A 12,133-nucleotide genomic window follows, 5' to 3' on the forward strand; every position below is an offset into this window, starting at 1 on the left:
ATTATGTCAACAGTTGCTTTTCACACGCTAGGGTGTAAAGTAAATCACTATGAAACAGAAGCAATTTGGCAATTGTTCAAAGGCCAAGGCTATGAGCGTGTTGAATACGAACAAACTGCCGATGTATATGTAATTAATACATGTACGGTAACAAATACAGGAGATAAAAAAAGCCGTCAAGTTATTCGTAGAGCTGTGCGAAAAAATCCAGATGCGGTTATTTGTGTAACTGGGTGTTATGCTCAAACTTCGCCAGCTGAAATTATGGCCATTCCTGGTGTTGATATCGTAGTAGGTACACAAGATCGCGTTAAGATGCTTGATTATATTGAACAATTTAAAAAAGAGCGTCAACCGATTAATGGTGTAGGGAACATTATGAAAACACGCGTATATGAAGAGCTAGATGTACCGGCATTTACAGACCGTACGCGTGCGTCGTTAAAAATTCAAGAAGGCTGTAACAACTTCTGTACATTCTGTATTATTCCATGGGCTCGCGGTTTAATGCGATCTCGTGATCCTAAAGAAGTCGTAGCACAAGCACAGCAGCTAGTGGATGCAGGCTATAAAGAAATCGTGTTAACAGGTATTCACACTGGCGGATACGGAGAAGACATGAAAGATTACAATCTTGCACAGCTTCTTCGTGATTTAGAGTCGCAAGTAAAAGGATTAAAACGCATTCGTATTTCGTCAATTGAGGCAAGCCAAATTACGGACGAAGTGATTGAGGTACTAGATCAATCAGAAATGGTTGTACGTCATTTGCATATTCCTCTTCAATCAGGTTCAAATACGGTATTGAAGCGCATGCGTCGTAAGTATACAATGGAGTTCTTTGGCGAGCGCTTAAACCGTCTGAAAGAAGCTCTTCCTGGATTAGCGATTACATCAGATGTGATTGTGGGCTTCCCAGGTGAGACAGAAGAAGAGTTTATGGAGACGTATAACTTTATTAAAGAGCACGGTTTTTCAGAGCTTCACGTATTCCCGTATTCTAAACGTACAGGTACGCCAGCAGCTCGTATGACCGACCAAATTGATGAAGAAGTAAAAAATGAACGTGTGCATCGTTTAATTGAACTTTCAAATCAATTGGCAAAAGAATATGCTTCAACGTTTGAAGGAGAAGTACTAGAAGTAATTCCGGAAGAAAAATATAAAGAAGATCCTGAAAGTGGTTTATATGTAGGGTATACTGATAACTATTTAAAGGTTGTGTTTAAAGCGTCTGAAGAAATGGTTGGAAAGCTTGTAAAAGTTAAAATTTCAAAAGCTGGATATCCTTACAATGAAGGTGAGTTTGTTCGCGTGCTAGATGAGGTTCATCTTCAAGATCAGGTGAAAATGAGCTCATAACACTTATTGAAAAGCTGCGTGTTTACGCAGCTTTTTTCATACGTATAAAAAAGCTGAACGAGTAATGTTTTATCAAGAAAGTTCATAAAATAAAGGGGGAATAACTGCATTACTTTATGTAAAGCGGTTGACCTTAAGGAATCATTATATTATAATTGCAAAAGACATGTCTAACATGTCATTTCATTATGATGTTAGTGGTTTTGTTCGGAGGGAGGGAATTAGAATGTCAAGAACAGTTGTTCGTAAAAACGAATCGCTTGAAGATGCTCTTCGTCGCTTCAAACGTTCAGTTTCAAAAACTGGTACGTTACAAGAAGCAAGAAAGCGCGAATTCTATGAAAAGCCTAGCGTAAAGCGTAAGAAGAAATCTGAAGCTGCTAGAAAACGCAAGTTCTAATAAGAGGGTGGATTTATGAGTCTTCTCGAGCGTTTAAATAGTGATATGAAACAAGCGATGAAAAACAAAGAGAAAGAGAAGCTTGGGGTCATTCGTATGGTCAAAGCATCTCTTCAAAACGAAGCCATTAAGTTAGGCACTGACCTAACTGAAGCAGACGAGTTGACGGTTATTTCTCGCGAATTCAAACAACGTAAAGACTCCCTCCATGAATTTGAGAAAGCAGGTCGTCAAGATCTTGTTGATAAAATTCATTCTGAATTAGCGGTTTTAGAAGTTTACGCTCCTAAACAGCTAACTGAAGAAGAGTTATCTGAAATTATTAAAACGACGATTGAAGAAACGCAGTCTTCCTCTAAAGCTGATATGGGGAAAGTTATGGGAGCGCTTATGCCGAAAGTAAAAGGCAAAGCGGATGGCTCTCTTGTTAATAAGCTTGTCCTTCAACACTTATCATAAAAAACACCTTACCTTGTGTAAGGTGTTTTTTATATAGATAATATCCGAACGTATGTTTTGCTTCTCTAGTGCAAAGAATAAAATAGATAAATTTTAAAAAATTTGAAACTATTGTTAAAGTTATTCGTATATACAGATACATACTCATACTATCTATGGAAGGAGGGAAGTGTATTCGGTGAAAACCTTATTTTCTTTCGTGTGCTTTCTTATTTTAGCCACTGGGTTATTCCCCACTATTAGCACCGCTGACGTGAAGCGTGTACACATTATTCCTGTCAATAAAACGGTAGAAAATGGACTGCTTTCTTTTCTAAACAGATCCATTAAAGATGCGGAAAATGACGGTGCAGATTTGATTATATTGGACATAGATACTCCTGGAGGAGCTGTAGATGCAGCTTCTGAAATAGCTAAAAGCTTAACCTCAACACCTATTCCTACCGCTGCTTTTGTCGACAAAAAAGCATTATCGGCCGGAGCGTATATTGCACTTAACGCCGATCAAATTTATATGACACCCGGTTCTACAATGGGATCGGCAGCTGTGATTGACCAACAGGGAAATGCAGCAGGAAAAAAAGCTCAGTCCTACTGGTTATCGGCTATGAAGAGCGCAGCAGAACAAAATAACCGAAACCCTAAATATGCAGAAGCGATGGCAAACACAAAGATGGTCATACCTGAGCTCAACTTAAAAGGAAACGAATTGTTGACGCTAACTCCGAAGCAAGCCGAGCAAGTTGGTTATTCAGAAGGAACTGTAAAAAATTTAGATAATCTCCTGAGCGTACTTGGCTATGAAGATGCTAAACTGACGTATGCAAAAATGAGTGTAAGTGAACAAATTGCTCGTGTTCTTACCCATCCGCTTGTTGTGCCCATTTTATTATCCATTGGTGCTTTAGGAATTGTAATTGAATTGTTTACGCCTTCATTCGGTATTGCGGGCTCTATTGGAGTAGCTTCACTTCTTTTATTTTTCTATGGTCATATGGTAGCAGGATTAGCAGGAATGGAAGCGGTCGTTTTATTTATAGCAGGAATTATACTGCTTCTATTAGAGATTGTAGTGCCAGGCGGCGTTTTAGGGCTGCTAGGGCTTGGAGCTATCATTTTAAGTTTTTTTATGTCAACAGATAATAATGTCGAAATGGGAATTTCTCTTGTAATTGCAATAGTGGTGGCACTGGGAGGTGCGTTTGTGATGATGAAATTTTTTAAAAGAAAGCTTACACCTTTCAAAAAAATGGTGCTTAATGATTCACTTAATACCGAATCTGGTTATGTATCGAATCAAAATCGTTATGAATTAATAGGAAAACAAGGTAAAACAACAACACCGCTGCGTCCTTCAGGCACCGTGCTCATCGATGAAGAGTATGTGGATGTAGTCACTGAAGGCGGATATTTAGACAAAGATGTGTTAGTAAATATTATAAAAGTAGAGGGATCAAGGGTTGTGGTGCGGAAGCTTACAGAGCCTTTGAAAAAGGAGGACCTTAATTAATGGAAGCAGGTAGCGTATTGTTTTTTGTAGTTATTGGCCTAGCAATTATTGCTTTAGCTGTTTTTTTCACTTTTGTACCGATTATGTTATGGATCTCAGCATTAGCAGCAGGCGTTCGTATTAGTATTTTCACACTGGTCGGAATGAGACTTCGTCGAGTGATACCATCTCGCGTTGTGAACCCGTTAATTAAAGCAAGTAAAGCCGGTTTAGGTATTACCATTAATCAATTAGAAAGCCACTATTTAGCAGGCGGTAACGTGGACCGCGTGGTAAATGCGTTGATTGCAGCGCACCGAGCAAATATTGAGTTAACATTTGAGCGCGGAGCAGCTATCGACTTAGCGGGCCGTGATGTGCTAGAAGCTGTACAAATGAGCGTTAATCCAAAAGTTATTGAAACACCTTTTATTGCAGGGGTGGCTATGGATGGAATCGAAGTCAAAGCAAAAGCCCGAATTACCGTTCGTGCAAACATTGATCGACTAGTAGGGGGAGCTGGAGAAGAAACGATTATTGCCCGTGTTGGCGAGGGGATTGTTTCTACAATCGGTTCACAAAAAGATCACAAAAAAGTATTGGAAAACCCTGATATGATCTCTCAAACGGTTTTAGGAAAAGGGTTGGATTCCGGAACAGCGTTTGAAATCTTATCCATTGATATTGCTGATATCGACATTGGTAAAAATATTGGGGCAGTTCTTCAAACAGACCAAGCAGAAGCAGATAAAAATATTGCCCAAGCAAAAGCCGAAGAACGTCGTGCTATGGCCGTTGCTCAAGAACAAGAAATGCGTGCAAAAGTAGAAGAAATGCGTGCAAAAGTAGTAGAAGCAGAAGCAGAAGTACCATTAGCGATGGCAGAAGCACTGCGCTCTGGCAATATTGGCGTCATGGATTATATGAATATTCAAAACTTGACTGCTGATACGGATATGCGTGATTCAATTGGAAAAATGTCTAAAGAAGACGATGAGAAATAATGAATCAGTTTAACAAGGAGGTTTTCTCCTAATGAATATCGTTGAAACGCTTATTAAACTAATTATTAATAATGCTTTCATTTTTGTCATCATTGGAGGGATTATTTTTAACGTTGTGCAGCGTTTTATGGCTCAGTCAAAAGAGGAAGAACAGCAGCGTTCTAAAAGAGCTCCTATGCCTCCTGTAAACAATCCTTCAAGGCGGGAAAGACCTAGATATCGCCCTGTCAAAGAAGAGCCAAAAACAGCTCGTATGGAGCCAGAAACTGTTCCTTCAGCGGAAACAAATCCTTTGCAAGAAAAACTGGAAGAGCTAAAAAACCGTTCGTATCATGAACCTTCTATTCAAAAGAAAATTGCAGTTGAAAAACCAAAAACAACTGATGAGAAAAACGTTTTTAAGCCCATTTCTCGTAAAGAAGCTGTTCAAGGAGTGATATGGTCCGAAATTCTAGGGCCGCCAAAATCGAAACAACGTAAATATAAACGATAAATAGATGTGATACATTAACCCCCTTTCTCATAAACATGAGATGAAAGGGGGTTCTTTTTATGAGCAAAAAGTGGAGACACCAAATGAAAAGATGGATGACAAAAACAATGGAACTACCCGCTGATGTATTAATGGATCTTCCCCGTATTACGTTAGTTGGACAAATACACATTTATATTGAAAATCATAAAGGTTTATTAGCCTTTTCTGATACTGAAATACGCGTGTTACTAAAACAGGGACAAATGTTAATTCGAGGTGAAGGACTGGTCATTAAAGTAATACTGCCAGAAGAACTGGTTTTAGAAGGTAAAATCAATCAAGTTCTTTATTTAGAACAATAACACAAGGAGGAAAAAAATGAAGAATGGATGGACAAACTTTGTTATTGGTACCGTACGTATTCGAATTGTTGGAAAAGGAATTGAACGTTTTTTAAATAATTGTGTGAGACAACAGATTATGATTTCGAATGTCCATAAAGTTGACGGTCAGCTAGCGACAGCAACGATATTATTGAAAGATGTAAAGAAAATTCGTATACTAATTCGCAACGCAGACTGTAAAATTTATTTTATAAGAGGCCGAGGTTTTCCTTTTTTAACAAAACGAGTGATTAAAAATAGTGGATTTGCTTTAGGTTTTCTTTCTTTTTTTATTATTCTTGGTTTGCTTTCCAACATGGTGTGGAAAGTGGAAATTAGCGGTGCAGAACCACAAACAGAACATCAAATGACGAAGCAGCTGGCCAAAATAGGTGTAAAAAGAGGAGAGTTTCAATTTCTGTTAGAGAGTCCTGAAAAAATTCAGCGCTATTTAACGGATAATATGAACAATATTACCTGGGTGGGAGTAGAAGTGCGCGGCACTTCTTATCACTTCCAAGTGGTTGAAAAAAATGAGCCCAAGCCTCAGCAAAAAACACCTTACCAACATTTAATTGCTAAAAAGAAAGCTATTATTACGAATTTGTTTGTCGAAAAAGGACAACCTTTAGTCAAGGTTAATGATTTTGTCAACGAAGGCGAGGTCTTAGTTTCCGGTATTATTGGAAACGAAAAAAATAAAAAAGTAGTAGCTGCTAAAGGAAAAGTCTACGGTGAAACATGGTATAAGTCTGAGGTGGAAGTGCCTTTAAAAACTGATTTTCAAGTATTAACGGGTAATGGATATACGAAGCACTATTTAGATTTTCAACCTTTTAAAATGCCTCTTTGGGCTTTCAACAAAGAGAAATACGGCTCAAAGCTGACAGAAAAAGTGGAGCATCCACTCTATTTTTTTAAATGGAAATTACCTCTGTCGTATGAGAAAGTTGCTGTACGAGAAGAACAGAATTCGCAGCGCGTCTATTCTAAACAAGAGGCGGTGGAAAAAGCTTTGGAAATCGGTCGAAAAAAATTACTATCAACTTTAGGTGAGGATGCTAAAATAAAAGGTGAAAAAGTTTTGCACCAAGAACAGGACAATGGTAAAGTTAGATTATCAATACATTACCAAGTTATAGAAAATATTGCGAACACTCAACCAATTATTCAAGGAGATTGATGAATGTCAGAACAGCTAGTAACAATTAACGTACAACTTGATGATTCAAACGAAGCCATTTCATTATTTGGCGTACAAGATGCGAATTTAAAGCGAATTGAAGAAGAAATGCAGGTCTCGATCATTTCAAGAGGTGAGACTGTTGTAGTCTCCGGAAGTACAGAAAATGTTCAGCTAGTGGAAGAAATGCTTAAAAAGTTACTGAACATTATCCGCAAAAATATTTCCATATCTGAACGAGATGTTGTGTATGCGATTCAATTAGCTAAGAAAAATTCTCTCGAGTTTTTTGAAGATGTATATGAAGAAGAGATTGGTAAAAACGTAAAAGGTAAGACTATTCGTGTTAAGACATTAGGACAAAGTCACTACATTTCTGCTATTAAGAAAAATGATTTGGTATTTGGAATTGGGCCTGCTGGTACCGGTAAAACGTATTTAGCCGTTGTCATGGCCGTTAATGCTCTTAAAAATGGTCACGTACAGCGTATTATTTTAACACGTCCTGCTGTTGAAGCAGGTGAAAGTCTTGGCTTCTTGCCAGGAGATTTGAAAGAAAAAGTAGATCCGTACTTGCGGCCTCTGTACGATGCATTACATGATGTATTAGGAACAGAACATACGCAACGCCTAATCGAACGCGGAGTTATTGAAATAGCACCCCTTGCTTACATGCGAGGTCGTACACTAGATGATGCGTTTGTTATCTTAGACGAAGCACAAAACACCACGATGGCGCAAATGAAGATGTTTTTAACACGACTAGGATTTGGGTCTAAAATGGTGATTACAGGAGATATTTCACAAATTGATTTACCAAAAGGAGCTCAGTCTGGTCTAGCGGCTGTCTCGAAAATCCTGACCAATGTTAAAGGTATTTCGTTTGTTCATCTAGAACAGTCAGATGTTGTGCGCCATCCACTTGTGGGACGCATCATTCAAGCGTACGAACAAGCTGACCAAAAGACCCTTTCTTAATAGGGTCTATTTTTTGTAAAGGGGGTACGTTTGTGTCAACGTTTCGGATAATCAAGCAAACAATGGCACAGATCGAGCGATTACGGTTAATTCAAATTGGGTTATATGCCTTGTTAGGTATAATGATGTTTGCGTCTATGTATAGCAATGTAAAGCCGCAGGAATTAGATCTCAGACTATTGTCTATTTCCCCGCAAACCATTTACTCACCCGTTACCATTGAAGATAAAGAGAGCACAGAGAAAAAACGGGCAGAGGCAGAACAAGCCGTTGAAGATGTGTATACACAAAAAACAGAATACGCACAGAACCAAGTCGATCTTGTTGCATCTATTTTTGATGCGATGATGGAAGTTAATACAGAATATGAAAAAGAAGATCATGAAGATGACAGTATCGATGCCGTATTAAAAACCAAACAAAAAATGTTAGAGGACAAGCTTCCTGAAGACATTCAAAAAAACTTGCCAAAGGATACCATCAAGCAGCTGCTTCAGTCTTCTAACAGTGATTTATCGATTGCGAAAGACGCTGTAGTTACAGCCGTTCATCATGTGATGAAAGATCAAGTGAAGATTAGCGATGTAGAAGAGAAAAAAGACCAGGTAGAAGGTCAGCTTGTTTACACCAATGTCAGCAACTCCCTAAAGGATTCAATGAATGCAATTGCTAAATTCGCTATCATTCCGAATGTGATTTATGATCCCAAAAAAACAGCTGAAAACCGTCAAGCAGCTGTGGAAAAAGTGGAGCCTGTTCGAATTAAACAAGGTCAGATTATTGTAGAAGAAAATCAGCTTATTAATCCTGATATATATCGCCAGCTCCAGCTCGCGGGATTGTTGAATAATAAAGGATCTATTCAGCCTTTTGCGGGATTAGCTTTGCTGATTGTGATGATGATAGCGGGCCTCATTTACTATTTGCGTGAATTTCACACCAAGACATATCAGCCCTTGTTGTTGTATGTATTGGTAGCAACCATTACGATTGGCCTCATGAAAATCTTAAGCGTGTTTCAGCAAATTGATTTATCGGAAATTGGTTTCTTAGCTCCTGTTGCAGTGGGAGGTTTGCTGATTCGAATTTTAATGGATGAACGCATTGCTATTTTATCAAGTATTGTATTTGCTATTTGTGGAAGCATTATTTTTAATGGTGAATTGACAACCTCGTTTAATATGAACATTGGGATTTACTTTTTAATTAGCAATATTGCTGCTATTTTATTTTTAAGCAGGCAGCACAGGCGTTCACGGATTTTGCAGGCAGGTCTATTTGTGGCGATGGTAAACGTAATTATTAGCTTTGCTATTATTTTTATTAAAAATGGCCAAATTGGTACTGTAGAGCTTGGCTATTACAGCATGATGTCAATTGCATCTGGTGTTATTGCTTCCGTTTTAGCTATAGGTTTGCTTCCGTTTTTTGAAAGTGGATTTGGCATTTTATCTACGATGAAGCTGATTGAATTATCGAGTCCTAATCATCCGCTATTACGTAAAATCTTAACCGAAACACCAGGAACGTATCATCACAGTGTAATGGTGGCAAACTTATCTGAAGCGGCGTGCGAAACGATAGGAGCTAACGGTTTATTAGCGAGAGTGGGGGCTTATTACCACGATATTGGTAAAACGAAGCGACCGCAGTATTTTATTGAAAATCAAATGAATATTACCAATCCGCATGATAAACTAAGTCCGAAGACTAGTAAAAATATTATAATCGCACATGCTACAGATGGAGCGACCATTTTGCGAAATCACAAGTTTCCAAAAGAGATTGTAGATATTGCAGAGCAGCATCACGGAACGACCCTGCTTAAGTTTTTCTATCATAAGGCACTTGAACAAACAGAAGAAAAAATTGATGAAAAAGAATATCGCTATCCTGGACCAAAGCCTCAGTCGAAAGAAGCAGCGGTTATTTGCATAGCTGATAGTGTAGAAGCAGCCGTAAGGTCAATGTCCAATCCGACTCCGGAAAAGATTGAGAACTTGGTGCGAAATATTATTAAAGATCGCTTGCAGGATGAGCAGCTTAGCGAGTGTAACGTAACGCTCAAAGAGCTAGAGTTAATTCGCCAAGCACTATGTGAAACGCTAAATGGGATTTTTCATTCCCGAATTGAATATCCAGAGATAAAAAAAGAGAAGGTGAAGGTATGAGTTTAGTTATTGATTTTATTGATGAAACAAACGAAGTGAGTAAAGAGCAGCAAAAAGAGCTTGAGAAGCTGCTTGAAGCCGCTGCTATATATGAAAATCTTCAAGAGGATGCAGAAGTATCCGTTACATTTGTGGATAATGATCGAATTCAAGAAATCAATCATCAATACCGCCATAAAAATCAGCCAACGGATGTAATATCGTTTGCGCTAGAAGAAATGGGCGAAGATGAAATGCAAATTATCGGAGATGAGATGCCAAGAGTCCTGGGGGATATTGTCATTTCGATTCCAAAAGCTCATGAGCAAGCAGAAGAATACAATCACTCGTTCATGAGGGAGCTAGGATTCTTAACGGTTCACGGTTTCTTGCACTTGCTTGGGTATGACCATGAAACATCAGAAGATGAAAAAGAGATGTTTACACGTCAAAAAGATATTTTAGAACAATATGGACTCTCGCGATAAAAAAGGGATAGCTAAAGTTGTCAGTAGCTTTGGTTATGCAATAGAGGGGTTTCTCTATGTTTGTAAAACACAGAGAAATATGCAAATTCACGTAGCAGCTTCTTTCATCGTCCTTCTCTTAGGAGCCGTGCTGTCAATTACAGCTGGTGAATGGACGGTTGTGCTGCTTCTCATTGCAGGCATGTTCAGCTTAGAGTTAATGAATACAGCGGTGGAAAAAGTTGTCGATTTAGTTTCTCCTGAATATCACATACTAGCAAAACACGCAAAAGATGCAGCCGCAGCAGCGGTGTTGGTCTATGCGTGTTTTGCTGTCCTTATAGGAGGAATTATTTTCTTAAAGTATTTGTTTTAAAAAGGATTCTTTTTGGTTCTTTACACCCCCGTGGTATAATAAAAAAGGACAAGTTAAAAGACATGTAGAAGCGCAAAAGGAGAGCGGATAAATGGATAAGACCGGACTGATTGATGAGGCGAAAAAAGCTCGTGAAATGGCTTATGTACCGTATTCAAAATTTAAAGTTGGTGCAGCTTTATTGACGAAAGATGGAAAGGTTTATCGCGGCTGCAATATTGAAAATGCGGCTTATAGCATGTGCAATTGTGCTGAGCGTACGGCTTTATTTAAAGCCTATTCAGAAGGAGATAAAGAGTATGCAGCACTTGCTGTAGTAGCTGATACTGATCGTCCTGTTTCTCCGTGTGGAGCATGCAGACAAGTAATCTCTGAGCTTTGTCCAAAAGAAATGAAAGTTATATTAACCAATTTAAAAAATAACATACAAGAACTAACTGTGGAAGAATTACTTCCAGGAGCATTTTCATCGGAGGATTTACATGAGTAATAATGAATTTAAGTCAGGTTTTGTTTCAATTATTGGAAGACCAAACGTAGGGAAATCAACTTTTTTGAACCGAGTAATCGGTCAAAAGATTGCGATTATGAGTGACAAACCGCAAACAACTAGAAATAAAATTCAGGGTGTGTACACGGAAGATCAGGCGCAAATTGTGTTTATTGATACACCAGGAATTCACAAACCAAAGCATAAATTAGGCGACTTTATGATGAAGGTAGCGCAAAATACGCTTAAAGAAGTAGATTTAATTTTATTTATGATTAACGCAACAGAGGGTTTAGGTCGAGGCGATGAATTTATTATCGAGCGTTTAAAAGATACAAAAACGCCTGTTTTCCTTGTGATTAATAAAATTGATGAAATTCATCCAGACGAATTGTTTTCAATTATCACGAATTATAAAGACTTATATCCTTTCGCTGAAATTGTGCCAATTTCAGCTTTACAAGGAAATAACGTGGAGCGCTTGCTTGATCAAATCAAGCAGCGATTGCCGGAAGGTCCGCAGTATTACCCGGCAGATCAGGTAACAGATCACCCAGAGCGCTTTATTATTACGGAATTAATTCGTGAAAAAGTACTGCATGCAACGAGGGAAGAAATACCTCATTCTATTGCCGTTGTGATGGATTCTATGCAAAGACGAGATAATGGCGCTGTTTACGTCGGCGCTACAATTATCGTCGAAAGAGATTCACAAAAAGGCATCGTAATTGGAAAGCAAGGAAAGATGTTAAAAGAGGTAGGAAGAAAAGCAAGAGCAGACATTGAAGCTCTTTTAGGCTCAAAAGTATTTTTAGAACTATGGGTAAAAGTGCAAAAAGATTGGCGAAACCGAGCGTCGCATCTCCGTGACTTTGGATTTAGAGAAGACGAATATTAATCATTTGAGTTCTTGTTGG

General features: G+C 38.4%; 14 protein-coding genes. All 14 read left to right on the forward strand.

What is annotated here, in order from left to right; all coding sequences use genetic code 11:
- The first annotated feature begins 3 nt into the window (after window positions 1–3).
- On the forward strand, window positions 4–1,362 hold the full coding sequence (mtaB, locus tag ACNHOZ_RS01810) for a tRNA (N(6)-L-threonylcarbamoyladenosine(37)-C(2))-methylthiotransferase MtaB (protein WP_013059238.1): 1,359 nt from the start codon (window positions 4–6) through the stop codon (window positions 1,360–1,362).
- Between the two features lie 226 nt (window positions 1,363–1,588).
- Entirely contained in the window at window positions 1,589–1,762 is a 174-nt protein-coding gene (gene rpsU / locus ACNHOZ_RS01815) for a 30S ribosomal protein S21 (RefSeq protein ID WP_013059237.1), read from the forward strand.
- Between the two features lie 15 nt (window positions 1,763–1,777).
- Window positions 1,778–2,221 (forward strand): GatB/YqeY domain-containing protein, encoded by a 444-nt coding sequence (locus ACNHOZ_RS01820; protein ID WP_013059236.1) that lies wholly within the window; start codon window positions 1,778–1,780, stop codon window positions 2,219–2,221.
- Window positions 2,222–2,399: 178 nt separating this feature from the next.
- The gene (locus tag ACNHOZ_RS01825; RefSeq protein ID WP_048019737.1) at window positions 2,400–3,731 is read left to right on the forward strand and encodes an NfeD family protein; all 1,332 of its coding nucleotides are present in this window, start codon (window positions 2,400–2,402) and stop codon (window positions 3,729–3,731) included.
- On the forward strand, window positions 3,731–4,714 hold the full coding sequence (gene floA, locus ACNHOZ_RS01830; protein WP_028411651.1) for a flotillin-like protein FloA: 984 nt from the start codon (window positions 3,731–3,733) through the stop codon (window positions 4,712–4,714). The genes ACNHOZ_RS01825 and floA overlap by 1 nt, the downstream gene beginning before the upstream one ends.
- A gap of 31 nt (window positions 4,715–4,745) precedes the next feature.
- Entirely contained in the window at window positions 4,746–5,207 is a 462-nt protein-coding gene (locus ACNHOZ_RS01835) for a hypothetical protein (RefSeq protein WP_048019738.1), read from the forward strand.
- A 59-nt stretch (window positions 5,208–5,266) separates the two neighbouring features.
- The gene (yqfC, locus tag ACNHOZ_RS01840; RefSeq protein ID WP_013059232.1) at window positions 5,267–5,551 is read left to right on the forward strand and encodes a sporulation protein YqfC; all 285 of its coding nucleotides are present in this window, start codon (window positions 5,267–5,269) and stop codon (window positions 5,549–5,551) included.
- A 16-nt stretch (window positions 5,552–5,567) separates the two neighbouring features.
- The gene (gene yqfD, locus ACNHOZ_RS01845) at window positions 5,568–6,755 is read left to right on the forward strand and encodes a sporulation protein YqfD (RefSeq protein WP_255905619.1); all 1,188 of its coding nucleotides are present in this window, start codon (window positions 5,568–5,570) and stop codon (window positions 6,753–6,755) included.
- Between the two features lie 3 nt (window positions 6,756–6,758).
- Complete coding sequence (locus ACNHOZ_RS01850; protein ID WP_033579680.1) at window positions 6,759–7,733, forward strand: PhoH family protein; 975 nt, start codon at window positions 6,759–6,761, stop codon at window positions 7,731–7,733.
- A 62-nt stretch (window positions 7,734–7,795) separates the two neighbouring features.
- The gene (locus tag ACNHOZ_RS01855) at window positions 7,796–9,904 is read left to right on the forward strand and encodes an HD family phosphohydrolase (RefSeq protein ID WP_048019982.1); all 2,109 of its coding nucleotides are present in this window, start codon (window positions 7,796–7,798) and stop codon (window positions 9,902–9,904) included.
- Complete coding sequence (gene ybeY, locus ACNHOZ_RS01860; protein ID WP_028411646.1) at window positions 9,901–10,371, forward strand: rRNA maturation RNase YbeY; 471 nt, start codon at window positions 9,901–9,903, stop codon at window positions 10,369–10,371. The genes ACNHOZ_RS01855 and ybeY overlap by 4 nt, the downstream gene beginning before the upstream one ends.
- Window positions 10,355–10,726, forward strand: coding sequence for a diacylglycerol kinase family protein (locus ACNHOZ_RS01865; RefSeq protein WP_016765589.1), 372 nt, complete (start codon window positions 10,355–10,357; stop codon window positions 10,724–10,726). Before ybeY ends, ACNHOZ_RS01865 begins: the two co-directional genes overlap by 17 nt.
- A gap of 91 nt (window positions 10,727–10,817) precedes the next feature.
- Window positions 10,818–11,216, forward strand: a complete 399-nt coding sequence (locus ACNHOZ_RS01870) for a cytidine deaminase (protein ID WP_033579682.1) — start codon at window positions 10,818–10,820, stop codon at window positions 11,214–11,216.
- Window positions 11,209–12,114 (forward strand): GTPase Era, encoded by a 906-nt coding sequence (era, locus tag ACNHOZ_RS01875; RefSeq protein WP_013059225.1) that lies wholly within the window; start codon window positions 11,209–11,211, stop codon window positions 12,112–12,114. The genes ACNHOZ_RS01870 and era overlap by 8 nt, the downstream gene beginning before the upstream one ends.
- The last annotated feature ends 19 nt before the right edge of the window (window positions 12,115–12,133 follow it).

Source organism: Priestia sp. D51, from assembly GCF_053345675.1.

What these genes read in the sequence shown, in the direction of transcription:
- era (WP_013059225.1), top strand. Translation starts at nt 11,209, where the DNA reads ATGAGTAATAATGAATTTAAGTCAGGTTTTGTTTCAATTATTGGAAGA.
- ACNHOZ_RS01855 (WP_048019982.1), top strand. Translation starts at nt 7,796, where the DNA reads ATGGCACAGATCGAGCGATTACGGTTAATTCAAATTGGGTTATATGCC.
- ACNHOZ_RS01865 (WP_016765589.1), top strand. Translation starts at nt 10,355, where the DNA reads ATGGACTCTCGCGATAAAAAAGGGATAGCTAAAGTTGTCAGTAGCTTT.
- ACNHOZ_RS01870 (WP_033579682.1), top strand. Translation starts at nt 10,818, where the DNA reads ATGGATAAGACCGGACTGATTGATGAGGCGAAAAAAGCTCGTGAAATG.
- ACNHOZ_RS01820 (WP_013059236.1), top strand. Translation starts at nt 1,778, where the DNA reads ATGAGTCTTCTCGAGCGTTTAAATAGTGATATGAAACAAGCGATGAAA.
- ybeY (WP_028411646.1), top strand. Translation starts at nt 9,901, where the DNA reads ATGAGTTTAGTTATTGATTTTATTGATGAAACAAACGAAGTGAGTAAA.
- rpsU (WP_013059237.1), top strand. Translation starts at nt 1,589, where the DNA reads ATGTCAAGAACAGTTGTTCGTAAAAACGAATCGCTTGAAGATGCTCTT.
- yqfC (WP_013059232.1), top strand. Translation starts at nt 5,267, where the DNA reads ATGAGCAAAAAGTGGAGACACCAAATGAAAAGATGGATGACAAAAACA.
- floA (WP_028411651.1), top strand. Translation starts at nt 3,731, where the DNA reads ATGGAAGCAGGTAGCGTATTGTTTTTTGTAGTTATTGGCCTAGCAATT.
- ACNHOZ_RS01850 (WP_033579680.1), top strand. Translation starts at nt 6,759, where the DNA reads ATGTCAGAACAGCTAGTAACAATTAACGTACAACTTGATGATTCAAAC.
- ACNHOZ_RS01835 (WP_048019738.1), top strand. Translation starts at nt 4,746, where the DNA reads ATGAATATCGTTGAAACGCTTATTAAACTAATTATTAATAATGCTTTC.
- mtaB (WP_013059238.1), top strand. Translation starts at nt 4, where the DNA reads ATGTCAACAGTTGCTTTTCACACGCTAGGGTGTAAAGTAAATCACTAT.
- yqfD (WP_255905619.1), top strand. Translation starts at nt 5,568, where the DNA reads ATGAAGAATGGATGGACAAACTTTGTTATTGGTACCGTACGTATTCGA.